At 61.5% G+C, this 26,666-nt stretch carries 19 protein-coding genes, 1 tRNA gene and 1 pseudogene; 11 read left to right on the top strand and 10 right to left on the bottom strand.

What is annotated here, in order from left to right:
* Together O9K64_RS05435 and msrB are read right to left on the bottom strand one after the other, a co-directional pair.
* A complete protein-coding gene (locus O9K64_RS05435) occupies positions 1-1,185 on the bottom strand; it encodes an O-succinylhomoserine sulfhydrylase (protein WP_275097061.1) in 1,185 nt (394 codons plus the stop codon).
* Between the two features lie 234 nt (positions 1,186-1,419).
* Positions 1,420-1,830 (bottom strand): annotated as a pseudogene (gene msrB / locus O9K64_RS05440) (peptide-methionine (R)-S-oxide reductase MsrB); the annotation flags it as partial.
* Between the two features lie 634 nt (positions 1,831-2,464).
* On the opposite strand from msrB, the gene phaZ reads away from it, so the two are divergent.
* The 5 genes from phaZ to O9K64_RS05465 all read left to right on the top strand — a co-directional run bounded on the left by phaZ (position 2,465) and on the right by O9K64_RS05465 (position 10,986).
* A complete protein-coding gene (phaZ, locus tag O9K64_RS05445; protein ID WP_275097063.1) occupies positions 2,465-3,625 on the top strand; it encodes a polyhydroxyalkanoate depolymerase in 1,161 nt (386 codons plus the stop codon).
* 462 nt (positions 3,626-4,087) lie between these two features.
* A complete protein-coding gene (locus tag O9K64_RS05450; protein ID WP_275097064.1) occupies positions 4,088-7,540 on the top strand; it encodes an indolepyruvate ferredoxin oxidoreductase family protein in 3,453 nt (1,150 codons plus the stop codon).
* Between the two features lie 31 nt (positions 7,541-7,571).
* Entirely contained in the window at positions 7,572-8,621 is a 1,050-nt protein-coding gene (locus tag O9K64_RS05455; protein ID WP_275097065.1) for a Glu/Leu/Phe/Val dehydrogenase dimerization domain-containing protein, read from the top strand.
* A 318-nt stretch (positions 8,622-8,939) separates the two neighbouring features.
* Entirely contained in the window at positions 8,940-9,743 is an 804-nt protein-coding gene (locus O9K64_RS05460; RefSeq protein ID WP_275097066.1) for an N-formylglutamate amidohydrolase, read from the top strand.
* A gap of 55 nt (positions 9,744-9,798) precedes the next feature.
* Complete coding sequence (locus tag O9K64_RS05465; RefSeq protein WP_275097067.1) at positions 9,799-10,986, top strand: carboxylate-amine ligase; 1,188 nt, start codon at positions 9,799-9,801, stop codon at positions 10,984-10,986.
* Here O9K64_RS05465 and O9K64_RS05470 read toward each other — a convergent pair.
* A complete protein-coding gene (locus O9K64_RS05470) occupies positions 10,965-11,447 on the bottom strand; it encodes an asparaginase domain-containing protein (protein WP_275097068.1) in 483 nt (160 codons plus the stop codon). The two genes, O9K64_RS05465 and O9K64_RS05470, sit on opposite strands and share 22 nt — an antisense overlap.
* Positions 11,448-11,481: 34 nt before the next feature.
* On the opposite strand from O9K64_RS05470, the gene O9K64_RS05475 reads away from it, so the two are divergent.
* Positions 11,482-12,315: a TSUP family transporter gene (locus O9K64_RS05475; protein ID WP_335342240.1), complete on the top strand. Its 834-nt coding sequence runs from the start codon at positions 11,482-11,484 to the stop codon at positions 12,313-12,315.
* Between the two features lie 242 nt (positions 12,316-12,557).
* Positions 12,558-12,633, top strand: a tRNA-Gly gene (locus O9K64_RS05480).
* A gap of 292 nt (positions 12,634-12,925) precedes the next feature.
* Here O9K64_RS05480 and O9K64_RS05485 read toward each other — a convergent pair.
* The 5 genes from O9K64_RS05485 to thrC all read right to left on the bottom strand — a co-directional run bounded on the left by O9K64_RS05485 (position 12,926) and on the right by thrC (position 19,207).
* Positions 12,926-13,786 (bottom strand): HDOD domain-containing protein, encoded by an 861-nt coding sequence (locus O9K64_RS05485; protein WP_275097069.1) that lies wholly within the window; start codon positions 13,784-13,786, stop codon positions 12,926-12,928.
* Between the two features lie 127 nt (positions 13,787-13,913).
* Positions 13,914-14,384 (bottom strand): hypothetical protein, encoded by a 471-nt coding sequence (locus tag O9K64_RS05490; protein ID WP_275097070.1) that lies wholly within the window; start codon positions 14,382-14,384, stop codon positions 13,914-13,916.
* A gap of 196 nt (positions 14,385-14,580) precedes the next feature.
* Positions 14,581-15,636 (bottom strand): methyltransferase domain-containing protein, encoded by a 1,056-nt coding sequence (locus O9K64_RS05495; RefSeq protein WP_275097071.1) that lies wholly within the window; start codon positions 15,634-15,636, stop codon positions 14,581-14,583.
* Between the two features lie 112 nt (positions 15,637-15,748).
* The gene (locus O9K64_RS05500; RefSeq protein WP_275097072.1) at positions 15,749-17,290 is read right to left on the bottom strand and encodes an alpha-isopropylmalate synthase regulatory domain-containing protein; all 1,542 of its coding nucleotides are present in this window, start codon (positions 17,288-17,290) and stop codon (positions 15,749-15,751) included.
* Positions 17,291-17,824: 534 nt separating this feature from the next.
* The gene (gene thrC, locus O9K64_RS05505; protein WP_275097073.1) at positions 17,825-19,207 is read right to left on the bottom strand and encodes a threonine synthase; all 1,383 of its coding nucleotides are present in this window, start codon (positions 19,205-19,207) and stop codon (positions 17,825-17,827) included.
* Positions 19,208-19,547: 340 nt separating this feature from the next.
* Between thrC and O9K64_RS05510 the strand changes: the two genes are divergently transcribed.
* Together O9K64_RS05510 and O9K64_RS05515 are read left to right on the top strand one after the other, a co-directional pair.
* Entirely contained in the window at positions 19,548-20,993 is a 1,446-nt protein-coding gene (locus O9K64_RS05510; RefSeq protein WP_275097074.1) for a helix-turn-helix domain-containing protein, read from the top strand.
* A gap of 117 nt (positions 20,994-21,110) precedes the next feature.
* Positions 21,111-21,737 (top strand): class I SAM-dependent methyltransferase, encoded by a 627-nt coding sequence (locus tag O9K64_RS05515; protein WP_275097075.1) that lies wholly within the window; start codon positions 21,111-21,113, stop codon positions 21,735-21,737.
* Positions 21,738-22,350: 613 nt separating this feature from the next.
* Here the strand turns inward: O9K64_RS05515 and O9K64_RS05520 are convergent.
* Both O9K64_RS05520 and O9K64_RS05525 read right to left on the bottom strand, forming a co-directional pair.
* Positions 22,351-24,486 (bottom strand): YgiQ family radical SAM protein, encoded by a 2,136-nt coding sequence (locus tag O9K64_RS05520; protein ID WP_275097076.1) that lies wholly within the window; start codon positions 24,484-24,486, stop codon positions 22,351-22,353.
* 261 nt (positions 24,487-24,747) lie between these two features.
* On the bottom strand, positions 24,748-25,194 hold the full coding sequence (locus O9K64_RS05525; RefSeq protein WP_275097077.1) for a hypothetical protein: 447 nt from the start codon (positions 25,192-25,194) through the stop codon (positions 24,748-24,750).
* A gap of 177 nt (positions 25,195-25,371) precedes the next feature.
* On the opposite strand from O9K64_RS05525, the gene O9K64_RS05530 reads away from it, so the two are divergent.
* Both O9K64_RS05530 and O9K64_RS05535 read left to right on the top strand, forming a co-directional pair.
* Positions 25,372-25,896, top strand: coding sequence for an RNA polymerase sigma factor (locus O9K64_RS05530; protein ID WP_275097078.1), 525 nt, complete (start codon positions 25,372-25,374; stop codon positions 25,894-25,896).
* A gap of 4 nt (positions 25,897-25,900) precedes the next feature.
* A complete protein-coding gene (locus O9K64_RS05535; protein WP_275097079.1) occupies positions 25,901-26,455 on the top strand; it encodes a hypothetical protein in 555 nt (184 codons plus the stop codon).
* Positions 26,456-26,666 lie beyond the last annotated feature (211 nt).

Consider the following 26,666-nt stretch of genomic DNA (forward strand, 5'->3'; position numbering starts at 1 on the left):
TCACCCGGCCAGTCCGCGCGCCAGATCGCCTTGGATATCCTCGATATCTTCCAGTCCGACGGCAACCCGGATCAGCCCCTCTTCGATACCGGAGAGCTGTTTCTCTTCATCGGTCAGGCGGCCATGGGTGGTGGAAGCCGGGTGGGTGATGGTGCTCTTGGTATCGCCCAGATTGGCGGTGATGGAGAGCATCCGCGTGGCATCGATCAGCCGCCAGGCCGACTCCCGCCCCCCCTTGACCACGAACGAGACGATGCCGCCGGCCGCCTTCTGCTGCCGTTGCGCCAGTGCGTATTGTGGATGGCTCTGCAGGCCGGGGTAATGTACCCGCGCCACCCCCGGCTGATCTTCCAGCCAGCGTGCCAGGATCAGGGCATTCTCGGAATGGGCCTTCATCCGCAGTTGCAGGGTCTCCAGTCCCTTCAGAAACACCCAGGCGTTGAACGGGCTCATGGTCGGCCCGGCGGTGCGCAGAAAGCCGAACACCTCCTCGCCCACCAGCTTGGCATCCCCGACCACCGCCCCGCCGACACAACGCCCCTGCCCATCCAGGTACTTGGTGGCGGAGTGGATCACGATGTCCGCCCCCAGTGCCAGCGGCAGCTGCAGGGCCGGCGTACAGAAACAGTTATCCACCACCAGCAACAGCCCGCGGGAGTGGGCCAGATCGGCCAGGGCGGCGATGTCACCCAGTTCGGTCAACGGATTGGACGGGGTCTCCACATAGAGCATCCGGGTCTCGGGGCGGATAGCCGCTTCCCAGGCGGCCAGCTCGCTCAGGGCCACAAAACTGGTCTGAATGCCCACCTTGGCCAGGAACTTGTTGAACAGCACATTGGTGGTGCCGAAGATACTGCGGGAAGAGACGATGTGATCACCCGCCTGCAACAACGCCATGCAGGTGGCCAGAATGGCCGACATGCCGGATGCGGTGGCCACACAGGCCTCGCCCCCTTCCAGGGCCGCCAGCCGCTGCTCAAAACAGGCCACGGTCGGATTGGTGAAGCGGGAGTAGATATTGCCCGGTTCGTCCCCACTGAAGCGGGCGGCCGCCTCGGCGGCACTCTTAAAGACAAAACTGGAGGTGGTGAATATCGGCTCCGAGTGCTCCCCCTCCGCGGTACGGATGTGGCCTGCCCTGATCGCCCGGGTTGCCAGACCCCAGTCATCATACGCTTCTGTCATTGCTGAATACCTTTACCTGAACAAAAAACCGCGGGCATGAAAAAACCCGCCTGGCCGCACAGCCAAAGCAGGTGTTCCTCGCTTTAGCCGCATTTCTATAGCGCCCGCAATCTGAGATAAATCGGCGCTTCGGCTAAGACTAGGTCGGCAGCGGTGGTATTGTCAAGCGAATGTGACGCGGGCCAGCAATTCCATATGCAAATAACAACTGCGATGTAATTACTCACGGGACAATCACTCGAACAGCGCGAGATAGTCGCCGTATCCCTCCGCCGCCAGCGACTCCTTCGGGATGAATCGCAGCGCTGCCGAGTTGATGCAGTAACGCAGCCCGGTAGGTGCCGGTCCATCGGCAAACAGATGGCCGAGATGGGAATCACCATCCCGGCTGCGTACCTCGGTGCGCTCCATGAACAGCTTGCGATCCTTGCGTTCGACAATATGCACCTGCTCCACCGGGCGGCTGAAGCTGGGCCAGCCGGTGCCGGAATCAAACTTGTCCCTGGAAGAGAACAGTGGCTCGCCGCTGACCACATCCACATACAGCCCCTCGCGTTTCTCGTCCCAGAACTCATTCTGGAACGGCCGTTCGGTTCCCTCCTGCTGGGTTACCTGATACTGCAGTTCGGTCAGTCTGTGGCGCAGTTCATCATCCGGGGGACGCTGAAAGTCCGCAATGCTCTTCGATGGATTATCACTACTCATGGTCTTCTCCCGTTGCTACCGTGCTTGCCGACGCCGTAGGATGCCGGTGAGCTTGCGAACCGCATCATTCGCCCTAAGGCTTGATGCGGTTCGTGCCTCACCAGCATCCTACCCTGAGCATCGGGCTTATTTGCGTTCATTTGCGTTCATTTGCGGCTAATATTTTTCCAGTGTACGGCCCACAGCACGGCCCAGGGTATGGCTGGACTGGATGGGTAATCAGCTAAATCTATAGCCTAAAAACAGGCCGATAAAAACCCGCCATTCCAAAAGTTAATACCCGTGCACAGCAACGAAAACCAGGTATTAAAATCGCCAATTTCCATTTAAAAAACAATGGAATAACATCGACCGACCGGGCCCCGCGCCGACAAATTCGAAAAAATATTATCAACAGTTGCCGCCCAGGTCAGACACCACATCCACTGGCAATTCAATCAGTTACATTTGTTACCATTAAACCGTCAGATTTTTAGCGGATTTATCAGGCCACAACGCATGGATTTTCGGTTGCTGCACCGCACTATTAACGCTACTGTACAGAACATCTGATCTAATCAGTCGAGTTATCGTTATGCTTTACAACCTCCATGCCATGGGCGCTTGCTGGGCTCGCTCGGTCAATTTCTACGCCTTCCTCAACGCCTCCCTGAGCAAGGACATCCCCTGGCTCAAACAGTGGCATGCCGCGAACCGGTTGCTGGAACGCTCTACCCGCCCCTACTCCAGGCCCTCCTTCGACCTGGAGATCGAAGAGAGCGTGGTGATCTGCAATCCGTTCGGCGACCTGCTGCGCTTCGGCACCCCCGACGCGACAAAACCCAACCTGCTGATGGTGGCGCCCATGTCGGGACACTTCGCCACCCTGCTGCGGGGGACGGTGCGGGAGTTCATCCGGGATCACAACGTCTATATCACCGACTGGCATGATGCCGGCAGTGTGCCGCTCACCGATGGCCGCTTCACCCTCGACAGCTATGTCGATTACCTACGCGAGTTCATTCGCTATTTCGACGGCGATGTGCACCTGATGGCGGTCTGCCAACCCTCGGTTCCGGCACTGGCCGCGGTCGCCCTGATGTCGGAAGACAGGGAAGCGGTGCCGCGCAGCATGGTCCTCATGGGCGGTCCGGTGGATACCCGCCACACCCCCACCGAGGTCAACGATTTTGCCGAGAAGCGCAACCTCGCTTGGTTCAGGCGCCATACCATCCATCGGGTGCCGCTCAACCGCCGGGGCGCGGGAAGACACGTCTATCCCGGTTTTCTGCAGCTGGCCGGGTTTCTCGCCATGAATATCGACCGCCACGTCTCCGCCCACCATGAGTACTTCGATCACCTGGTTTCGGGCGACGGCGATAGTGCCATCCAGCATGAGGCGTTTTATGATGAGTATCTCGCCGTCATGGACCTGGATGCCCCGTTCTACCTGGAGACCATCCAGAAGGTCTTCCTGGAGCACCACCTGCCCAAGGGGATACTGGAGTGCGAGGGCCGGCGGGTGAAACCGGAACTGATTACGGACACCGCCCTGATGACCATTGAAGGGGAGCTGGACGACATCACCGGCCCTGGCCAGACCCGGGCGGCCCACAAGCTCTGTACCGGGGCGCCGTTGCACGAGCACCTGACCCAGCCCAAGGTCGGCCATTACGGTATCTTCAACGGGCGCCGCTTCCGCGAGGAGATCGCCCCGCGTATCCGCGCCTTCATAAACCAGGCAAGCAACCGGTAAGCGGGTGGTTGATCAGGATCGCCTATAATTATCAGCAATGGAGAACAAATCCGGGCCAGACACAAACAGACTTGACGCAAATACCGAGTTATCCTATCGTCTGCGCCCAATGTGCCTCACAAAGGCACCGGGAAAGCACTGATATGAGGCCCCAAAAGGGTTTTCGATCAGCCTGGACCCATCGGTCCAGGCACCAACCAGATGCGGCGACCCCGCATTGGAGGACAGGAAAATGAACCATTCAATCTCCCGGTGGATCAATCCGCCCGCGTACCCCCGTATCACTCCCGAATCAGCGCCAGCCCTTGGCCGATCGGCACCCATCAGCTAGCCGCCAAACACTGACCGATTTCACGCGTCGCGCGGACTGCTCCGCAGCGGTTGGCCCGTTGCATTGGCAGCGCTCCGGCGAATGACTCTATTCCGGGCCATGGGCCCAAATCAGGCCCTGGAGATCCTCACATGGTGCTGGCTGATATCAAGCTCGATGACAAGTACACCCGCGACGCCGGGCGCGTCTACCTGACCGGCGTGCAGGCGCTGACCCGCCTGCCGATGCTGCAGCAGCAGCGCGACCAGCGCGCCGGACTCAACACCGCCGGTTTCGTTTCCGGCTATCGCGGATCCCCCCTGGGCGGTCTCGACAAGGAGCTCTGGAAGGCAAAAAAGCACCTGGAGCGGCACCGCATCACCTTTCAGCCCGGACTCAATGAAGACCTGGCCGCCACCGCCGTCTGGGGCACCCAGCAGGTCAACCTGTTCCAGGGTGCCCGCTATGACGGGGTGTTCAGCCTGTGGTACGGCAAGGGGCCGGGCATTGATAGATCCGGGGATGTGTTCAAGCACGCCAACGCTGCCGGCACCTCGCCCCACGGCGGCGTGCTGGTGATCGCCGGCGACGACCACAACAGCAAATCCTCCACCCTGCCGCATCAGACCGAGTACGCCTTCATGGACGCCATGATCCCGGTGCTCAATCCGGCCGGGGTGCAGGAGATCCTCGACTACGGTCAGATCGGCTGGGCACTGTCACGCTACTCCGGCTGCTGGGTGGCGCTGAAGACCATCGCCGAGACCGTCGACACCTCCGCCTCGGTGTCGATCGACCCGGAGCGGGTGCGCATCACCATCCCGGATGACTATGTGCTGCCGGAGGGGGGACTCAACATCCGCTGGCCCCACAGACCGCTGGACCAGGAGGCGCTGCAGCACCACCATCGGCTCTATGCCGCCCTCGCCTTCGCCCGGGTCAACCAGCTGAACCGCGTCGTCATCGACACTCCGCAACCGCGCCTGGGCATCGCCACCACCGGTAAATCCTATCTGGACGTGATGCAGGCGCTGGAGGATCTCGGCATCAGCCGCGATATGGCCTCGCGCATCGGTATCCGCCTCTACAAGATCGGCATGAGCTGGCCCCTGGAACGCGAAGGGGTGCGCCAGTTTGCCGCGGGGCTGGACGAGATCCTGGTGGTGGAAGAGAAGCGCGGCCTGATCGAGAACCAGCTCAAGGAGCAGCTCTACAACTGGAAGGAGGCGGTACGCCCCAAGGTGCTGGGCAAGTTCGACGAGGCCAACCAGTGGCTGCTGCCCTCGTCGGGCGAGCTGACCCCGGCGCGCATCGCCCGGGTCATCGCCGCGCGCATCGAGCGCTTCCACCAAAGCGAGGTGATCGAGAAACGGCTGCGCTTCCTGCAGCAGAAGGAGGCCGCGCTGGCGCTGCCCCGGGTGACCCTGGAGCGGGTGCCCCACTTCTGTTCCGGCTGTCCCCACAACAGCTCCACCCGGCTGCCCGAAGGGAGTCGCGCCACCGGCGGCATCGGCTGTCACTACATGGCCACCTGGATGGATCGCGGCACCGACACCTTCACCCAGATGGGCGGCGAGGGGGTCCCCTGGATCGGCCAGGCGCCCTTTACCGAGACCCCGCACATCTTCGCCAACCTCGGTGAAGGCACCTATTTTCACTCCGGTGTACTGGCGATCCGCGCCGCCCTGGCCGCCGGGGTCAACATCACCTACAAGATCCTCTACAACGACGCCGTGGCCATGACCGGCGGCCAGCCAGTGGACGGACCCTTCAGCGTCCAGCAGCTGAGCCGGCAACTGGCGGCCGAAGGGGTCAAACGCATCGCCCTGGTGAGTGACGATCCGGACAAGTTCCAGGACCGTTCCGAGTTCGCCCCGGACACCAGCTTCGACCACCGGGACGACCTGGAGCGCATCCAGCGCCAGCTGCGCGAAACCCCGGGGGTGTCGGTGCTGATCTACGAGCAGACCTGCGCCGCCGAGAAGCGCCGCCGGCGCAAACGCGGCATCCTGGAAGATCCCAAGGTGCGGCCGTTCATCAACCGTGCGGTGTGCGAAAACTGCGGCGACTGCAGCACCCAGTCCAACTGTCTCTCGGTGATTCCGGTGGAGACCGCGTTCGGTCGCAAGCGGGCCATCGACCAGTCCGCCTGCAACATGGATATGCGCTGCGTGGAGGGCTACTGCCCCAGCTTCGTCACCGTGCATGGCGGCCGGCTGAAGCGGGCGGCCAACCGGCCGGACGGAGTGGAGTGGCCGGAACTGCCCCTGCCCGTGCTGCCCGGGCTGGAGCGACCCCACAGCATCCTGCTGACCGGTATCGGCGGCACCGGGGTGGTGACCATCGGCGCCCTGCTGGGCATGGCGGCGCATATCGACGGGCGCGGCGTCACGGTGCTGGACATGACCGGCCTGGCGCAGAAATACGGCGCGGTGGTGAGTCACATCCGTATCGCCCGGCAACCGGAGGATATCCACGCCATGCGCATCGCCGCCGGCCAAGCCGACACCCTGCTGGCCTGCGATCTGGCGGTGGCTACCGGCTTCGAGGCGCTGGCCAAGCTGAACCCGGAACGCACCGACGCGGTGGTCAACAGCCACCAGACCATGACCTCGGGCTTCATCAAGCAGAAGGATCTCACCTTCCCGGCCCAGGCCCTGGAGTCGCAACTGCGGAACACCACCCGCAGGGCGCAGTTCCTCGACGCCAGCCGGCTGGCGGAATCCCTGCTGGGGGACGCCATCGGCGCCAACCTGTTCATGGTGGGCTTCGCCTGGCAGAAAGGCTATCTGCCGCTCTCCCTGGAGGCGCTGCAGAAGGCCATCGAGCTGAACGGCGTCTCGGTCGAGGAGAACCGGCGCGCCCTGCTCTGGGGGCGCCGCGCCGCCGTGGATCTGGCGGCGGTACAGCAGCTGATCGCGCCGGATCAGCCGCCAGTGGAGGCACCAAGTACCCTGGACGAGCTGATAGCGCATCGCCGCCAACACCTCACCGACTATCAGGATGCCGCCTACGCGAGCCGTTATCTGCGACTGGTAACGCGCGTCAGGGAACGGGAACAGGCACTGCATCTGCAGGGTTTGAGCGAGGCGGTGGCGGACAACTACGCCCGCCTGCTGGCCTACAAGGATGAGTACGAGGTGGCCCGGCTGTACAGCAGTCCGCGGTTTCGAGAACAGATCGCCAGCCAGTTCGAGGGCGACTTCCACCTGGAGTTCCACTTCGATCCGCCGTTCCTGTCAAAGGCCGATGCGGAAACCGGCCGCCGCCGCAAGCGCCGCTTCGGTCCCTGGATGCTGCGCATGCTGGGGCTGCTCAGCCGCTGCAAGGGGCTGCGCGGTAGCCGCCTGGACCCGTTCAGAAACAGCGCCGACCGTCGCCTGGAGCGGACCCTGATCAGCGATTACGAAGCGACCCTGGAGACCATCCTGACCCACCTGAGCAGCGACAACATCGAGACCGCCATCGCCCTGGCGCGGCTACCCGGGGAGATTCGCGGCTTCGGCCATATCAAACAGGCGGCGGCCGAACAGGCCGCCGGCAGACGGCAAGCGCTGCTGGCGCAGCTCCTGCAACCGTCCGTCGACGAACCCCGCGCGGCATGAACGCAACAGTTACCAAAGCAGGATAAAAACCATGAAACTGTTTACCCATCATGAATTCGACCATCATGAACAGGTGGTCTTCTGCCATGACAAGGCGTCCGGGCTGAAGGCCATCATCGCCATTCACAACACCCACCGCGGGCCGGCACTGGGCGGCTGCCGCATGTATCCCTATGCCAGTGAAGCGGAGGCGCTGACCGATGTGCTGCGACTCTCCCGGGGCATGACCTACAAATCCGCCATCGCCAACCTACCCCTGGGCGGCGGCAAGTCGGTGATCATCGGCGACCCGCGCCATGACAAGACCGCGGCGCTGATCCGCGCCATGGGCCAGGCGGTGGAGCGCCTCGGCGGACGCTATATCGTGGCCGAGGATTCCGGCACCGGCGTCGCCGACATGCAGCTGATCGGCGAGGTCACCCCGCACGTCTCGGGTATCGCGGAAAAATTCGATGCCGAGGGCAACCCGCGCAGCGGCGATCCCTCCCCGATGACCGCGCGCGGCACCTATGTCGGGATTCGCGCGGCGGTGCGCCACCGCTTGGGCCGAGAGAGCCTGGAGGGCGTACGGGTGGCCATCCAGGGCGTGGGCAACGTGGGTCGCCACCTGGCCAAACAACTGCACGACGCCGGCGCCCGGCTCTGGGTCTGCGACATCAACTGCGCGGCGGTGCAACGCATGGTCGACGAGTTGGGGGCCAGCGCCGTGGCCAACGAGGCGATCTACGATCAGGAGGTGGATGTGTTCGCGCCCTGCGCCCTGGGTGCCATTCTCAATGACCAGACCATCCCGCGCCTGCGGGCGTGCATCGTGGCCGGCTCCGCCAACAACCAACTGGCGGAAAAACAGCACGGCCTGGCGTTGATGAAACGGGGCATCCTCTACGCCCCCGACTATGTGATCAACGCCGGCGGCGTGATCGATGTCTGTTACGAGCGCAGCGCCGAGGATCGGGGGCGGATCGTGCAGCGGGTGGACGCCATCGGCGACACCCTGGAGGAGATCTTCGACCGTGCCGAGCGCCAGCGCCAACCCACCGATGCGGTGGCGGACCGACTGGCCGAAGAGCGTTTTTCCTGAGTCGGTGTGACAGACGACGCCATCTGACTCCAAGTCGGCATACGCGGACCGTTCCGAACCCGCCCCCAAAGGAAGCGCCGGGCGCCGCCTTGATGCGGTTCGTTCCACTCACCGCATCCTACGCGTTCCGGCCCGGGATCTGACTCCGCGTATCATGATCTCCTCGGACGTAGGGTGCCGGTGAGCTTGCGAACCGCACCAGTCATAAGCGGGGGCGAAGCACCTGTCTACGAGTCCTGAATTCGGGCGGGCCCGATGGCCCGGGTATCCACCATCGGATATACTCCGGTTAATCGCCATCGCCTTGGGACAACGCTCTTGGATCGACCGTATACAGCACCCGACCCGATCGCCCCGAGCCTCTTTTCACCCGGAGAGCCGCCGGCCTGGGAGGAGCTGAACAGCGACAGCCCCTCGCCCCTGCTGCTGGTGTGTGACCATGCCAGCAACCGGGTGCCGCTCAAGCTGGGCCATCTCGGTCTCGACCTGAATGTGTTCGGCTTGCATGTGGCCTATGACATTGGCTGTGAAAAACTGACCCGCCTGCTGTCCGAGAAGTTCAACGCCACGGCGCTGCTGGCCCACTATTCCCGCCTGGTGATCGATCTCAACCGCCATCCGGGCGACGGCTCATCGATCCCGGAGGTGAGCGACTCCATTGAGATTCCGGGAAACCGCGCCCTGACACCCGAACAGATCCGACAGCGTGAATCGGCCCTTTTCTGGCCCTACCATAACCGGATCGAGCAGATCATGGGCAGGATATGCGGCCGCGGCCAGACCCCGATCCTCTGCTCCATTCACAGTTTCACTCCGGTATTCAGGGGCTTTCAGCGCCCCTGGCATATTGGCGTGCTGTGGGACCGGGATCATCGGCTCTCCACCCCGCTATTGGAGAGCCTGAATGCCACCGGGCAATATTGCGTCGGCGACAACGAGCCGTACCACGCACGCAATCCGGTGGGCTACACCATGGATGTGCATGGTGAGAAAAACGGCTACCCCCACCTGCTGCTGGAGATCCGCCAGGATCTCATCGGCCACGATGACGGCGTCGCCGAGTGGGCCGGGATTATTCATACCCACCTGCGGCAGGTACTGGCCCGGGTGACGCTTCCCTGAACAGAATAGGCCTGAACAGAACAGGATAACCACAGATGGGCAACCCGAAACGATGATGAAGGAACCGACATTTACCATCGGTATCGAAGAGGAGTACATGCTGGTCGACAAGGATTCGCGGAACCTGATCAGCCATGCCCCCGAAACCATGCTGGCGGAGTGCGAGGCCCTGCTCCAGGGGCAGGTGTCACCGGAATTCCTGCAGTGCCAGATCGAGGTCGGCACGCGGATCTGCGACACCCTGGGCGAGGCGCGGGACGATCTCGCCTACCTGCGCCGCACCGTGGCCAGCGTGGCCGCGCGGCACAACCTGGCGGTGGTGGCGGTCTCCACCCACCCGTTCGGCAAGCCGAGCCAGCTGGAGCACACCCACAAGGCGCGCTATGACCAGTTGGCCGACGATCTGCAGGAGGTGGTGCGGCAGCTGGTGATCAGCGGCATGCACATCCATGTCGGCATCGAGGATGACGACCTGCGCACCGACCTGATGGCCCAGACCACCTACATCCTGCCGCATATCCTGGCGCTCACCACCTCTTCCCCGTTCTGGCGCGGCCGCAATACCGGGCTCAAGTCCTACCGCATCTCCCTGTGGGACGGCATGCCGCGTACCGGCCTGCCGGAGTACTTCGACAGCTACGGGGAGTATCAGCGCCATATCGACGTACTGGTCAAGGCGGGCGTGATCGAGGACGCCACCAAGATCTGGTGGGACATACGCCCCAGCACCCGCTACCCGACCCTGGAGATGCGTATCTCCGATGTCTGTACCCGGCTGGACGACGCCCTCTGCGTGGCCGCCTTCTACCGCTGCTGGCTGCGTATGCTCTACCGATTGCGCCGCACCAACCAGCGCTGGCGCCGCTACACCCTGTTCCTGATCAACGAAAACCGCTGGCGCGCCCACCGTTACGGCATTGACGAGGGACTGCTGGATTTCGGCCTGGGGGAGATCACCCGCTTTGAGGAGCTGGTCGAAGAGATCCTGGAACTGCTGCGGGAGGACGCCGAATTCTTCGGCTGTGAACAGGAGCTGGGGCACATGCGCACCATCATCCGGGAAGGCACCAGCGCGCATCGCCAGGTCAGGGTCTATGAACAGGCACTGGCCGAGGGCATGGCCCACGAGGAGGCGCTACGCGCCGTGGTGGATCTGCTGATCGAGGAGACGCTGATCGGCACCGAGCCGCGCAAGGTGCCGACCGGCCGCCGCCGCAAGGCTCAGACCATCTCGAAACGGTGACAGGCCACATTCTTGCGCGCATGCAACGGGTCGAACACCTGGCCGTTCATCGCCACATAGATTCCGGGCGGCATCATCTGCGCCGTGGCGACGGCATAGCCGATATTGAAAATGGCATCGCTGTAGCGCAGCCGCGCCGGCTGCATGGCGCCGACCAGGACGATGGTCTTGTCCTTGATACCCACCAGCGCCTGTGCCGTCTCCACCATGGTGTCGGTGCCGTGGGTCAGCAGGATGTGCTGGTTCGGGTCGCTGCGGATACGCTCGGCGATCAACGCCCGGTCCGCATCCCCCATATCCAGGCTGTCCTTGCGCATCAGCGACTCGACCTCGAAATCGAAAGTGATATTGGCCTCGCGCAGCAGCTCCGAAATCTGCGGCTCCCCCACTTGAAACTCGCTCTTCTGATCGAAATAGATCTTGTCGATGGTGCCGCCGGTGGTATAGATCTTGATTTTCATAAAAAAGCGCAACCTTTATGGGAGATAAAAATGAGTGAAGCATCGTTACCCGTGGCCAACCATGCCCGGTATTGAGCTGTCACCGGATATTCTAGCACTCCTGTTTTTTACCGGGCTGCTGGCCGGTATGGTGGATGCGATGGCCGGTGGCGGTGGACTGATCGCCCTGCCGGTACTGCTGTCGATCGGGCTGCCGCCCACCCAGGCGCTGGCCACCAACAAACTGCAGGGCACCTTCGGCACCTTCTCTTCGAGCCTCTATTTCATCCATAACGACCTGATCCGGCTCGGTGAACTCAAGTTCATGATCGGCTGCACCTTCGTCGGAGCGGCCGCGGGCACCCTGACCGTACAGGGTGTGGACACCCAGGTGCTGGCCGGTATCATTCCGTTGCTGATGATCGGTATCGCACTCTATTTCCTGCTCTCGCCCACCATCAGCGACGACCACCGCCGTCCCCTGATCTCCCCCTCGCTGTTCTCCCTGAGCATCGGTTTCGGCATCGGCTTTTATGACGGTTTCTTCGGGCCGGGGACCGGCTCGTTCTTCGCCATCGGTTTTGTCTGGCTGCTCGGTTTCGGCCTGACCAAGGCCACCGCGCACACCAAGATACTGAATCTGACCAGCAATATCGCCTCGCTCGGCTTTTTCGCTATCAGCGGCCAGGTGGTCTGGACCATCGGCCTGATCATGGGCGTGGGGCAACTGCTCGGTGGCCGCGTAGGCGCCCGCCTGGTGCACCGGCGCGGGGTGCGGTTGATCCGCCCCATGATCGTGCTGATCTGCGTGCTGATCAGCCTCAAGCTGCTGCTGGGGAGCCATCCGGCACTGCTTGACTGGATGAAACCATTCAGCAATAGCCCGTAGGTTGGGGTGAGCCTGCGAACCCCAACGGGGTTTCCTGGGTGTACGCGATGATGTTGGGGTTCGTTCCTCACCCCAACCTACGGATCAGTGCCAACAGGATAAACCACGTGCGTCCACGGTGGCGGAATCCGGAAGACGGTTCGGCACAACCGACCCTGGGGCAGACTTCGGGGTTAAATCCCATCGAGAGGAAACACTTGACATAACAGCCACAATCAATAGAATACCGGCCTTCGATCGATGCGGGAATAGCTCAGCTGGTAGAGCACAACCTTGCCAAGGTTGGGGTCGCGAGTTCGAATCTCGTTTCCCGCTCCAAACACGAAAAGGCCCGAAGCCGTTAAGCTTCGGGCCTTTTTTTGCGTTATCGCCGAAAGGTGGGAAGAGGGGTCGGAGTCGGGCCGTCCATGTCTCCGGGGACAACCGGTAAAAATCCGCGGCTTGACTCCGACCTTTTTCAACTCCTAAAACAGCTCCTGCCGGGGAGCCACCCACCCGACCTGTAGGAGGCCCGCCCCGGGCCGATTGGCTGGGGTATCCGCATCGGGTTGATTTTCGCGGCGAGGCGCCGCTCCTGCGACGATAGGTGATTCGCGTCGGACGGAACGGCTCAATTCAACATGCTGCTCAGTTCGGACTCGGAATCATCTTCTGCGGTGCGGTTTTCAAGGCGCGCGATCAGCTCCAGCCCGATCCGTTTGCAGGCCAGATTGCCGCCGATGTCCATATCCGTCCAGCGACTCCCGTTTGCCCTGTGGCTGAGGATATTGGCCACCTGGATGATATCCACGTAATCCACCTTGTCGCCCTTGGGCACCCGGTCCAGCTTGTCGTGGCTGGCGGCGACATCCACCAATAAGGGATCGAAGTTCCATTTGGAGAGCATGAATTTCCCCACCGGCATGTGCAGCTTGTCGATCACCTTGTCGAGATTCTCCTCCTTCTCCAGGAGCACCGGATACTCGGCCGCCTTGATCAGTACCGGGATCGCCCCGACATCGTGGATCAGACCGGCCAGCATCGCCTCATCCCGGTTCAGGTGCGAAAAATGGGCCGCCAGCAGGGTCGCCTTGGCAGCCACATCCACGCTGTGTTTCCAGAGCTGTTCCATGCGTGACTGGATCGGTTTGAAGGCGGTGGAGAAGACATCCCGCATGGCCAGACTGAGAATGGCGTTTTTGACCGCATCGAAGCCGATCCGGGTGATGGCGGCCTTGACGGAACTGACGCTGTTCACCCCGCGGTAGAGGGGACTGTTGGCATAGCGGACCAGACGCGCCGCCATGGAGGTATCCTTGCCGATGATCCGGGCCACGTCGGCCATGGAACTGCCGGCGTCGTTCACCACCAGCAGGGCTTCCAGGGAGATCGCCGGCAGGGTCGGGAGGCGGATGCGGTTGCTTTCGATATCCCCCACCAGGGTATTGGCGAAGGCCTTCATATCGAATTTGGAACTGTCACTGGAACTCATGCGGCAACCAGAAAGAGTGAAAATAGCAACCGGTGGATTATAACGATAGATCGCAACCAGTTCGACAAAACGGCCCCGCTTTCAGGAGAGTTCCCTGAAAATTGAGACCGGGGTGTGACCTGTTTAGCTACTCGACCAGGATGGCGACACTGCGGGCGGTCCAGTTTTCGCCGCCGAAGGCCGGGCGGTCGAGGTCGTTCCATAGATTGGCGATCTGGGAAAACGAGATCGCATTCTTCAGCAGCTCGGCGGCATCCCTTCGCAAGGCGGCAATATAGGCGGTTCGGCCGATGGTCTGGGCCAGACCTTCGATGTTGATCTCTATATCGTGCTCGGTCACCAGAATATCGATGACGTCTTCCAGGCTGTGACCCTGTTTTTCCAGCAGTTCGATCGCAATCGCCTGGACATCGGGCCCGCTGGTGTACACCTTCTTCTCGTCGCCATAATCAAACTGGATGCGATCCTTGACCTTCTTCCAGGTCTCGACACTTTCATGGGTTGACTCGGTTGCCAAGTGGGCGAATCGATTATTCAGTTGTTCCAGCCTTTCGGCGCAGGCGTCAACGGATTCAAGCAGTTTACGGATTTTATCCACAAGCGATCTCCCCCTGGGTCCCGGGCCTATCCTGGGGTAGCGGCCTCAAACCCGATATCTTTAAGTCAGCCAACCACCCCCCTTCGGTTCTCAGTATAGCCCCCTGCGCCGCCGCCAAGGCAACCCACCGCCGGGGAATGGAGAGGGAAGAGTCCGTGCGGACGCCCCGACACAGGGGCCGGACCGCTCGTTCCCGTCAGCAGCATCCGCTTCCCTGCCCCTGCTCCGGGTTGGTGCCGATGGCAAACGGCAGGCTGGTGCCGCAACCCTCGAAAATCCCGTAGTGGGTATCCCGGTTGCCGAAAAACTCGAAGTGGTCCGCGAAGCGGCTCTCCCGCAGCATGCGGTAGGTGTTGCCACAGACCGGAAACATCTTCCCTTTCTCCATCAGGTGGTGCTTGTCCAGCTCGAAGCGGGTTTCGTGGTTGGCGATGCCGCCCTTATAGACCACCGCCTGGCCATAATCCTCGCACTGACTCTCCAGCCCCGTCAGCTTAAACAGCCGGTAGGTGGCGGAGAAGAAGCGGATATGCCCGATCTTGCGGTGGATCTCGTCGTTGCCGATGGCGATGGGGTGGTCCTCCACCAGGCGCGGATCGAGAAAGCCCGCCTTTTTCGCCAGGCCCAGAAAGTCGTTCCAGTAGAGCGCGCCACTCAGGCACTCACCATACAGCACCGGATCCTGCAGCAGTTCCGCCGGCACCCGGCGATCCGCGTAGACGTCGGAGAAATAGAGTTCGCCCCCCGGCTTCAACAGACGATACGCCTCCCGCAACACCGCCTCCTTGTCCGGCGACAGGTTGATCACGCAGTTGGAGACGATGATATCGAAGCTCTCATCTTCCAGACCCAGCGCATCCAGCTGTTCGATATAGCCCTTGCGGAACTCCACATTGGAACGGGCATAGCCGAAGCGCTGGCGGTGCCACTCGATATGCCGATGGGCCACCGCCAACTGCTCGTCGGTCATATCCACCCCGAGCACATAGCCCTGCTCGCCCACCAGCTGCGCCAGCAGGTAGCAGTCGCGGCCCGAGCCGCTGCCGAGATCGAGAATGCGTGTTCCTTCCAATAGTTCCGGGCGCACCAGGCCGCAGCCGTAATAGCGCGACGCCACCTCGTCATGGATATTGGCCATGGCGGTTTTCATAAAATCCGGGGTGGCCGGTCCGCTGGTGCAGCAGGCGTTGGTCTGCAGGTCATTGCTGTGCTGCAGGATCTTGCCGTAATACTCTTGTACCGATTCTTTCATGTTTTCCTCTTTAACTATTCGCAAGGGGTCGGAGTCAGCCCATCCACTCCATCCGATTCGACCATCGGATGCTACCTGGCCCGACTCAGACCCCTTCGATATTGATCTCCAACTACTTCATCTTCTCCAGCCGATGCAGCAGGATATTGAGCATGCGCATGGTGGCGTTGATGGCGGCGAACACCTGGTTGAAGTGGATACCCCGGGTGGTATAGATTCTGCCCGCCATTTCCCAGGCGATGGTCGCCTCGGTCAGCGCATTGGTGCGGCCGCCGCGGGGAATGCGCACCTCGAAATCCACCAGCTTGGGCAGGGAGACATCATATTTCTTCAGCACCTTGGCGATGGCGTTCATGAAGGCGTCGAATCCACCATTGCCGATACCGGAGGTACGGATCTCCTCACCCTGGATCAGCAGCCGGATACTGGCGGTCGATTCCAGGTCGAGCCCGGAGGTGATGGAGCAGTTGACCAGTTCGATGTGGTGGTAGTCCTTGCTCTCCAGCACTTCGGCAATGATGAAGGGGAGATCGTCCGAGGTGATGGACTTCTTCTCGTCGCCCAGCTCCACCACCCGCTTCAACACCTTCTCCAGGTTTTCCGGGGAGAGGGAGATGTCCATCTTCTCCAGGTTCTTCTGCAGCGACGCCTTGCCGCTCATCTTGCCCAGGGCGTAGCTGCGGCGGCGGGAAAAACGCTCCGGCGTCAGCTTGGTCTGGTACAGCCCGCCCTTCTTGTCGCCGTCGGCATGGATACCGCTGGTCTGGGTGAACACATCGGCGCCGATGATCGGCGCATTGTCCGCCACCCGCTTGCCGGAGAAGCTCTCCACCATCTGGCTCAGCAACACCAGGTGGGACTCGTTGATCCCCAGCTTCATGCCCATCTGGTCCTTCAGGTTGACCGCCACCTCCGCCAGCGAGGCGTTGCCGGCCCGCTCACCCAGGCAGTTCAGGGTGCAGTGGACCGAGGCGACCCCCGCCTTGACCGCCATCACCGCGTTGGCGGTACCCAGGCCATAGTCGTTATGGGGATGGAAATCGAACCGGCACGCCGGGAAGCGCCGGATCATGTCGGTCAGATCGTTGTACACCTCGTCCGGCGTCAGCACGCCCAGGGTGTCCGGCAGCATGAAGTGCTCGATCCCCAGATCCTGCAGCCGGTTCATCAGTTCATACACATAGTCCGGGTTGTCGCGGTAGCCGTTGGACCAGTCCTCCAGATAGATATTGACCTTCATGCCCTGCTTGTGGGCGTAGTTGATGGTCTTCTTGATATCCCCCACATGCTGGGTCAGGCTCTTCTTCAGCTGATTGACGCAGTGGTTCTCGCTGCCCTTGGCCAGCAGGTTGATCACCCGCCCGCCGGTGTCGCGGATCCAGTCCACACTGCGCTTGTAATCTACAAAACCCAGCACCTCGACCCGGTCGGCCAGGCCGGCCGTTTCGGCCCAGCGGATGATCTCGGCCACCGCCGCCTTCTCCCCTTCGGAGATACGCGCCGAGGCCACCTCGATACGATCCACCTTGAGCAGTTCCAGCAGCGCCTTGGCGATGTTCAGCTTCTCCTCGGGCGAGAAGGAGACCCCCTGGGTCTGCTCCCCGTCGCGCAGGGTGGTATCGACGATCTTGATCTGTCTGGACTCTGTTGCCATGGTTCTCGTTTGTCTGTCTGATATATTTTTGGATTCTTGCCTGAATGCTACTTAGTTAAGCTTGAAACTCCCGTCATCCCGGCGCAGGCCGGGATCCATATCCACCAATGGTGGTCGCTTCTCTGGATTCCGGCCTGCGCCGGAATGACGATCTACTTACTTTCACGGGAATAGACTGCCTAATTAAGTGCCATTCGATTCTTGCCTGATTAGCCCGCTAACTCCGGCGGAATCAGGAAAAATATTAGTCGCGAATAAACGCAAATGAACGCGAATCACGCCCTATCAATTGGCAAATGCTTCTTCCGCAGATCTGGAGCATGCGGCATATGCGTTGCATTATGCACGGATGCTACTCTATTTACTGCCTATGCCAGAAACTACAGAAATCGTCATTCAGGCGAATGCCGGAATCCAGTTACTTGTTGAATCCCCTGGACCCCGGCCTCCGCCGGGGTGACGACAATTTAAATTACGGGCTAAAGCGAATATTCGCGTTCATTTGCGGCTAAATAAAGCCTGTAAAAAACCGGCCTACCCGGCCAGGGTGATCTTCATGAACTCCCGGATCACTGCCGCATCCGCCGCCAGCACGGCGCAACGGGCCTCCTTCTCCATCAGCCCCTGCAGCGAGACCGGCGGCTCCGCCTCCATCCCGATCGCCTCCTGCACGGCGGCGCCGAACTTGGCCGGATGGGCGGTGGCCAGGCAGATCGCCCCGGGAATGCCCTTGGCGGCGTGCACGCCGACGGCGGTGTGGGGATCGAGAATGTAGCCGGTCTCGGTATAGGTCTCGCGGATCTGCTGACGGGTCTCCTCCTCGCTCACGGCGGCGGCCTGGAACAGCGCGTGCACCTCGGCCAGCTTCTCCGCCGGCACCTCCAGCTTGCCCTCGCTCCCCATCTGCGCCATCAGCTCGCGCACCTTGGCCGGGTCCTGGTCCATCAGGTAGTAGAGATAGCGCTCGAAGTTGGAGGAGATCTGGATATCCATGGAGGGGCTGATGGTGGGATACACCTCGCCGGTCTCATACACCCCGCTGTGGACGAAGCGGCTGAGGATATCGTTGCGGTTGGTGGCCAGGATCAGGCGCTCCACCGGCAGGCCCATGCGCAGCGCCACGTAACCGGCGAAGATATCGCCGAAGTTGCCGGTCGGTACCGAGAAGGTCACCTTGTGCGCCGCATCGCCGCCGCTGACCCGGCCCCAGGCGTAGAAGTAGTAGACCACCTGGGCCAGGATGCGCGCCCAGTTGATCGAGTTGACCGCGCCCAGGCTGTACGCCTGCTTGAACGGCAGATCGTTGAACAGCTCCTTGACGATACGCTGGCCGTCATCGAAGGTGCCGGTAATGGCGATGTTGTGCACGTTGGCATCCAGCACCGTGGTCATCTGGCGCTCCTGGATGGGCGACACCCGCCCCTGCGGATGCAGGATGAAGATATCGATCCGCTCCTGGCCCCGCACCCCGTAGATGGCGGCGGAACCGGTATCGCCGGAGGTGGCGCCGAGGATGTTCAGGCGGCCGCCACTGCGCTCCAGCAGCAGCTCGAACAGGTTGCCCAGGAACTGCAGGGCCACGTCCTTGAAGGCGGCAGTGGGACCGTGGAACAGTTCGAGTATACGCAACTCCCCCAGCTCCACCAGCGGGGTCACCTCGGGATGGGTGAAGCCGGCATAGGAGCGCTCCACCAGCGCCTCCAGCTCGTCGCGGGAGAGGTCCTCGCCGACAAAGGGGTACATCACCTCCACCGCCAGCGCCTTGAACGGCAGGCCGGCCCAGCGCTGCAGGGTCGCGGCATCGACCTGGGGGAAGGCGTCCGGCAGCAGCAGGCCACCGTCGGTGGCCAGGCCCATCATCACGGCCTGGGAGAAGGTGACCGGCTCAATGCCGCCACGGGTACTCACATAACGCATCGTGGAACGTCCTCGAACTTGAAAATCGTAAAAGTAACTACTCACGAGGTGATTGGTCTGCCTTGCCGGTCTCACGTGATGGCTTGTCTCCTCGAATCCGGCCAACAAGGCAGGCCAACCACTTACAGACCGGGTAAGTAGCTACTCGTAAAAAAGTAACAGCGCCACAGTATACCAGCCTTGCGCAAAGTTTCGGATTCCATCAGAACTTTAAAAGCGGCTTAATGCGAATCTTCACAGGGCATGTTGCTAAAGCAATAGCATTAACATAACATGCTGTTTGTTAGGTATTTTTATGCAAGTATATTTGCAAATAAGCATATTCAGAGAGTCCCCTCGAATGACCAAACTGACCAACCTGGGTAGCCGGATCAGAAAACTGCGCGACCACAAGGGGCTGACCCAGGCCGGCCTGGCCGAAAAGATGGCCATCTCCGCCAGTTACCTGAACCAGATCGAGAACGACGCCCGGCCGCTCAACAGGCGCATCCTGACCAAGCTTGAACTGGCCCTGAATATCGACTTCACCGACTGGACCGAGGACGAGGACCGGCGCGCCAACCAGCTGCGCGAGTCCCTCAACGACCCGCTGTTTCGCGGCACCGACATTCCGACCCACGAGTTGCGCGAGGTGGTCTCCACCTCGCCCCGGCTGGCCGACCGCTTCCTGCAGCTGTTCCGTGCCTACCAGCGGCTGCAGGTGGACCACCAGACCCTGGCCGAGTCGATTGCCGGGGAAGAGCGCATCAAGGCGCTGCACGGCGCCCAGTTCCCCTACGAAGAGGTGCGCGACTTTTTCTACCGTCGCAACAACCATATCGAATCCCTGGACCAGGCGGCGGAAAAACTGTTTGAACAGGAAGGCTTCCACATCGACGAGCTGGAGCAGGGGCTGGCGGCCTATCTGCAACAGCAGCACGGCATCCGCGTCCGCCTGAACAGCTTCGAGGAGAAGCGCTCATTGCAGAAACAGTTCGATGCGCAAGACCGCATCCTCTACCTCACCAAGCCCTCGTCGCCGGCCCGCCGCGCCTTCCACATGGCGCACCAGATCGCCCTGCTGGCGTTCCATGAGCTGATCGACCGGGAGCTGGAGGATGCCGAACTGGTGAGCAGCCAGGCCCAGGCGATCTGCCGGGTGGGACTGGCCAACTACTTCGCCGGTGCCCTGCTGATGCCCTACAGCCAGTTCCTCAACAACGCCAAGCGGCTGCGTTACGACATCGGCTGCCTGAGCGGCCTCTACGGCAACAGTTTCGAGCAGGTGTGCCACCGCCTCAGCACCATGCAGCGCCCCGGCGACAAGGGGGTGCCCTTCTACTTCGTGCGCGTCGACATGGCCGGCAACATCTCCAAGCGCCAGAGCGCCACCAGCTTCCACTTCGCCCGCCTGGGCGGCGTCTGCCCGCTGTGGAACGTGCACGAAGCGTTCTCCTCCCCCGGCACCATCCTGCGCCAACTGGCGCGCATGCCGGACGGCAAGACCTACCTCTGCCTGGCGCGCACGGTGCACGAGAGCGGTACCAGCTACCTGCAGCCGCAGCGCAAGTTCGCCATCGGCCTCGGCTGCGAGATCAAGCACGCCCACAAACTGATCTACTCCACCGGGCTCGACCTGGAGGACCAGGCGGCGGTGGAGCCGATCGGCGTCAGCTGCCGGGTGTGCGAGCGGCGCGACTGTCCGCAGCGCGCCTTCCCGCCCCTCTCCCGGCGCATCAGCATCGACGAGAATTCGCGCAGCTCCTTCCCCTACTCGTTCGAGGGGTCGGATTCAAACGACGGCTGATCGCTCCCGTAGGGTGGTTGCGGAGTCGGTGGGTTACGCGGAGAGTCCGATCAGGCACCGGGCATTCCGTGGTTTAACAGCGTTTTTTAGGTTGAACGGAACAGTATAGGGCCAACCATGACCACCGACCGCAAGTCCCACTGGGAAAATATCTACCAGAACCGCCCATCAGATGAGATGGCCTGGTTCCAGCCCACCCCGGCCCTGTCACTGGACCTGATCCGGCAATGCCACCTCGCCCCGAAGGACTCCATTATCGATGTGGGCGGCGGCGCCTCGACCCTGGTCGATCACCTGCTCAAGGCCGGCTATCAATCGGTGACCGTGCTGGATATCGCCCCGGCCGCCTTGCAGATGGCGCGGGCACGTCTTGGCGAGTCGGCCGACCGGGTCCACTGGCTGGCGGCGGACGCCACCGACTTTGCGCTTGGGCACCAGGTGCACCTGTGGCATGACCGGGCGGCGTTCCACTTCCTCACCCAGGCGGATGACCGGCACGCCTACATCGCCAACCTGCGGAAGACCCTGCTGCCGGGTGGTCACCTGATCATCGCCGCCTTCGCCCCGGGCGGGCCGAAGCAATGCAGCAATCTGGATATTGTTCAGTACGACGGCCGGAAGATTTCCGTGGAACTGGGGCACGCCTTCGAGCTGCTGCAGACCCGGCAGGAGACCCACACCACACCGGCGGGTGTGGAACAGGCATTCAACTATTTCCTGTTCCGCCACACCCCGGCGCTGTGACCTCCTTCCTCACTTCACCGCACCCGTAGGGGCAACCGCGCGTGGTTGCCCTTTCACGCACCTACACCGAAACAGGGCAGACGGATGGGTGGAGCGCTCCCATGAACTCTCCGCCGGCTCACTCTCCGGCGCGCAACCCATCGCGCACCTGCATCCGCACCCGAAGATGGATTACGGCGCGCCCGACCGTCACGAACAGCCGTCAACAAGGGTGCCGCGCCTCCACCCATCCTACACGCCGCCACCCATTGCCGAACAACCCGTAGGGGCAACCCCCCGTGGTTGCCCTTTCACGCACCTACACCGAAACAGGGCAGACGGATGGGTGGAGCGCTCCCATGAACTCTCCGCCGGCTCACTCTCCGGCGCGCAACCCATCGCGCACCTGCATCCGCACCCGAAGATGGGTTACGGCGCGCCCAACCGTCACGAACAGCCGTCAACAAGGGTGCCGCGCCTCCACCCATCCTACACGCCGCCACCCATTGCCGAACAACCCGTAGGGGCAACCCCCCGTGGTTGCCCTTTCACGCACCTACACCGAAACAGGGCAGGCACAGGGGCCTGCCCCTACCGATCAGATTGGCAGATCCGGTATATCACCGCAGAAGGATCAACGCCGCTTGCCGGTACGTGTTTTCTTACCGGCCGTGGACTTGACCACCGGCGCCTTGGCGCCATGCGGGAGGTGTTTGGCCGGACCGCGGCGACGCGCCTTTGACCGCCCCGTCCCCTCCGGCTGCCAGCTCGGCACCAGGTGCCGCTTGCCGTTGCCGATCAGATCGGCGCGGCCCATCTGCTTCAGCGCCTCGCGCAGCAGCGGCCAGTTCTCCGGGTCGTGATAACGCAGAAACGCCTTGTGGATGCGCCGCTGCCGCCCGCCCTTGGGAGTGGAGACCTGCTCCGAATCGCGCGTCACCTTCCTCAGCGGATTGCGTTCGGTGTGGTACATGGCCGATGCGATGGCCAGGGGTGTCGGCAGGAACGCCTGCACCTGGTCCAGACGGAAGTCGTTCTTCTTCAGCCACAGCGCCAGGTTGAGCATATCCCGGTCCGAGGTGCCGGGATGGGCGGCGATGAAATAGGGAATCAGGTACTGCTCCTTGCCCGCCTCCCTTGAATACTTCTCGAACAGCTTCTTGAACCGGTCATAGGTACCGATGCCCGGCTTCATCATCTTGTCCAGCGGCCCCTCTTCGGTGTGCTCCGGGGCGATCTTCAGGTAGCCGCCCACATGGTGGGTCACCAGCTCCTTGATGTACTCCGGGTCGCGCACCGCCAGGTCATAGCGCAGGCCCGAGGCGATCAGCACCCGCTTCACCCCTTTCACCGCCCGCGCCTTTCGGTAAAGCTGAGTCAGGGAGCTGTGATCGGTCTGCATGTGGGTGCAGACATCGGGAAAGACGCAGGAGAGGCGGCGACAGGCGGACTCGATCTTTTCGCTCTCGCAACGCATCCGGTACATGTTGGAGGTGGGGCCGCCGAGATCGGAGATGGTACCGGTGAAGCCCGGCATCGTGTCGCGGAGCGTCTCGATTTCGTGTATCACCGACTCGTGGGAGCGGCTCTGGATGATGCGCCCCTCGTGCTCGGTGATGGAGCAAAAGGTGCAGCCGCCAAAACAGCCGCGCATGATCGGAATGGAGAAGCGGATCATCTCCCAGGCCGGGTTCTTCGCCTCGCCGTAGGCCGGATGGGGCATGCGGGTATAGGGAAACTCGTAGAGCCGGTCGAACTCGTCGGTTTCCAGCGGGATCGGCGGCGGATTGAGCCAGACGTCGCGCTTGCCATGCTGTTGCACCAGCGCCCGGGCGTTGCCGGGATTGGTCTCCAGGTGAAACACCCGCGAGGCGTGGGCATAGAGTACCGGGTCCGCCACCACCTGGTCATAGGAGGGGATGCGCACCACGGCGTGGGCACGATCCGACTTTTTCGGCCGCTGATGGAAGCTGACCACCTGCCCCTCACCGGCCGGGGTGGTCTCGCAGGCCGGCTCATCGGCATAGGGTGACGGCTTGGGATCGACCCGTCCTGGTTCGTCCACGGTGCTGGAATCGATCTCCAGCCACCCCTCGGGAAGACCCTGACGCATGAAGCCGGTGCCGCGCACATCGGTGATCTCGCCGATCGCCTCGCCCTGGGCCAGCCGATGCGCCACCTCGACAATCGCCCGCTCGGCATTGCCGAACATCAGCAGGTCCGCCTTGGAATCCGGAAGAATGGAGCGGCGCACCTTGTCCGACCAGTAGTCATAGTGGGCGATGCGGCGCAGGCTCGCCTCGATCCCGCCAACGATGATCGGCACCCCCTTGAACGCCTCCCTGGCACGCTGGGCATAGACCACCACCGAGCGGTCCGGCCGCTTGCCCCCCTCCCCGTCCGGCGTGTAGGCGTCGTTGGAGCGGATCTTGCGATCGGCGGTATAGCGGTTGACCATGGAGTCCATGTTGCCGGCGGTGATTCCGAAAAACAGATTCGGTTTGCCCAGCCGCTGAAAATCGGCCACCGAACGCCAGTCCGGCTGGGCGATAATCCCCACCCGGAACCCCTGCGCCTCCAGCAACCGCCCGATCAGCGCCATGCCGAAACTGGGGTGATCCACATAGGCATCCCCGGTCACCAGAATCACGTCGCAACTGTCCCAACCCAGCACGTCCATCTCCTGCCGCGACATGGGCAGCACCGGCGCGGCACCGAACCGTTTGGCCCAGTACTGGCGATAGGAGAAGAGATTGGGAGCCGCTTGCATGGGGATGTTCCGGGAAAAGTTGACGGGAGAGTATACCGGGTTGAACGGCGAAATGCAGGCGGATTCGCCCTTAACCTGATGAAATAAAAGGTTAAACCACGAAGGAATGTGCTACCGAAACGACCGGAAGCCCGGCACACTCCAAGACGTGGCCAAAATAACTTGACCAGTACAGGATAAGCATTCTGCCGGTTCAGAACGGGTCAGTGGACACGAGGGGATTTCTTTCGGGAATTGCATCCACCGACCCGGTAACGGGGTCTATCTGAAGTGTTTCTGATAGGCTTCCAACTGGCCTTTCAGACGAATTGCATTCTCTCTGGCCGAATTGTAGTTATCGGCCTTTGCCAGTGCATTGATGGTCGGGATGTGGCTGTTGAGAAAAAGGTGCAGTTGGTCGTGGGCCTCGCCGGTCATGGTGCAGCCCTTGATCAGGGTCTCCATCTGACGCTCCAGCTGCACACCCACCGAGGTCAACCCTTCAAGTGAGCTGTGGTCGCCAGTGATGAAGGTATCGTGCATCTTTTTTGACATGTTACGGGTGTGTTCATCCATCTCCCACGGCTGGTCATTATTAAGGCTTAGGCCGCTCAGGCCGGTTTCGACACCTTGGCTGTCATGACCGTGGCTGTGGTCATCGGCGGCAAAGGCGCTGTTGGCCAGCGCGACGGAGATAAGAAGTAATGCTACCAGTAATCGCTTTTTCATTGAGGTGCTCCTGTATTGATCGGTTTGCTAACACTGAACAAGACGAATGCCGAGACCCCGATGTGACAAACAGTTCATTTTTTTTGACAGGCGCTTCCGGTGCTGCAATTCTGTCTGGCGGGAGGGATGTCACAAAATCGACTGCTGTACCGTTATACCCATTAGGGGGAATAGTGAATGACAGATGAGGAGTTAATGAAGGCTTACGTCGAGGGCGATCTCGAGGCGTTCCGGTTACTCTACCAGCGGCACAGGGATCGGGTGTTTGGATATCTGGCGGGCAGGCTGAAGAGCCGTCCCGAGGCGGAAGAGGTGTTCCAGGAGGCCTTCATAAAACTACACGCAAACCGGTTCAGCTACCGGGAGGGTACGCCGTTTATGGCGTGGCTGTTCATTATCGTGAAGAACAGCCTGATCGATCATGTTCGCAAGCAGAATGTCCGGGGGAAGTACCTTGAACTGAACCCTGAAATGGTGAGCGGCGTAATTGATGAGTACAGGCCTGCCCGGGAAGTGGGCGAAGCCGTCACCGAGATGTCCCAACTCAGCGGTGAACAGCAGATGATGCTGAGTATGCGGTTTAACGAGGGACGCTCATTCGCGGAGATTGCAGAGTCAATGGATATATCCCAACCGAATGCAAGAAAGATCGTCAGCCGGGCGATTCAGAAACTTCGAAGCTTGATGACGGGCAAGGAGTGAAAACATGATCGGAGAGCGTCTACCGGATAGAGAAGCACAATCCCTCAAGGAATTTTGTGACTTTGTCGAAGTGGAGCCGATCAGCCCCCCCATGGCGATCGATTCACGGATCATTGGCCGGGTGCATCATGATCTGGTGCCGTCACCCTGGCGTCTGTACCTCAAATTTGCCGTAATCGAGGCCGGTGCCGGTCTAGCGACCCTGTTTGTCTGTCCTCAGTTTGGATTTACCTTCAGCGGCCACAATACGTGGCTGCATAGCCTGCATGATCAGGCGGGGTTCTTCACCTATTACCTGGTCTGTGGCCTGCTGTTCGTCATGCTCGGGGCGACCCTGAGCGCCCTGCTGCTCGACTATAACGAACTGAAGACGATCCGAACCAGCAAGTATCTCTTCTATCTGGTGTTTGGCGTGCTGGCCTGCCTGGCCTTCTTCATCGCAGGCGCCGAGATTCTGCTGGTCAGTACGGTGCCCTGGATAGTGGGCGCCTACCTGGGGAACCTGATCGGGTTTGGCGTGATTGCGCGCTTCCGCATGCGTCAGCCGATTGCCTACTGAGGCAATCACGAACGCGATTCTTTTTGCTTCTTGTGGGTCAACTACTCCAGAGGAACTTTCCATGTTCGAAGCACGCACCGGTAAGGCACTGTCGTCCGGGTCCTCCGAAGCTGTCAACCTGTACCAGGAAGCAGTCGATTTAATATCTCAAGTTTCGGAGTTCAAATTCAGCAATAAATATCGCTTAACCTGTTGATTGCAAAAGCAAGTA

This window comes from Sedimenticola hydrogenitrophicus, assembly GCF_029017505.1.
Classification (GTDB): Bacteria; Pseudomonadota; Gammaproteobacteria; order Chromatiales; family Chromatiaceae; genus Sedimenticola; species Sedimenticola hydrogenitrophicus_A.

Bases quoted from the DNA above. Each gene is read 5' to 3' on its own strand.
- O9K64_RS05435 (WP_275097061.1), bottom strand. From the start codon at position 1,185: ATGACAGAAGCGTATGATGACTGGGGTCTGGCAACCCGGGCGATCAGG.
- phaZ (WP_275097063.1), top strand. From the start codon at position 2,465: ATGCTTTACAACCTCCATGCCATGGGCGCTTGCTGGGCTCGCTCGGTC.
- O9K64_RS05450 (WP_275097064.1), top strand. From the start codon at position 4,088: ATGGTGCTGGCTGATATCAAGCTCGATGACAAGTACACCCGCGACGCC.
- O9K64_RS05455 (WP_275097065.1), top strand. From the start codon at position 7,572: ATGAAACTGTTTACCCATCATGAATTCGACCATCATGAACAGGTGGTC.
- O9K64_RS05465 (WP_275097067.1), top strand. From the start codon at position 9,799: ATGAAGGAACCGACATTTACCATCGGTATCGAAGAGGAGTACATGCTG.
- O9K64_RS05470 (WP_275097068.1), bottom strand. From the start codon at position 11,447: ATGAAAATCAAGATCTATACCACCGGCGGCACCATCGACAAGATCTAT.
- O9K64_RS05485 (WP_275097069.1), bottom strand. From the start codon at position 13,786: ATGAGTTCCAGTGACAGTTCCAAATTCGATATGAAGGCCTTCGCCAAT.
- O9K64_RS05495 (WP_275097071.1), bottom strand. From the start codon at position 15,636: ATGAAAGAATCGGTACAAGAGTATTACGGCAAGATCCTGCAGCACAGC.
- O9K64_RS05500 (WP_275097072.1), bottom strand. From the start codon at position 17,290: ATGGCAACAGAGTCCAGACAGATCAAGATCGTCGATACCACCCTGCGC.
- thrC (WP_275097073.1), bottom strand. From the start codon at position 19,207: ATGCGTTATGTGAGTACCCGTGGCGGCATTGAGCCGGTCACCTTCTCC.
- O9K64_RS05510 (WP_275097074.1), top strand. From the start codon at position 19,548: ATGACCAAACTGACCAACCTGGGTAGCCGGATCAGAAAACTGCGCGAC.
- O9K64_RS05515 (WP_275097075.1), top strand. From the start codon at position 21,111: ATGACCACCGACCGCAAGTCCCACTGGGAAAATATCTACCAGAACCGC.
- O9K64_RS05520 (WP_275097076.1), bottom strand. From the start codon at position 24,486: ATGCAAGCGGCTCCCAATCTCTTCTCCTATCGCCAGTACTGGGCCAAA.
- O9K64_RS05525 (WP_275097077.1), bottom strand. From the start codon at position 25,194: ATGAAAAAGCGATTACTGGTAGCATTACTTCTTATCTCCGTCGCGCTG.
- O9K64_RS05530 (WP_275097078.1), top strand. From the start codon at position 25,372: ATGACAGATGAGGAGTTAATGAAGGCTTACGTCGAGGGCGATCTCGAG.
- O9K64_RS05535 (WP_275097079.1), top strand. From the start codon at position 25,901: ATGATCGGAGAGCGTCTACCGGATAGAGAAGCACAATCCCTCAAGGAA.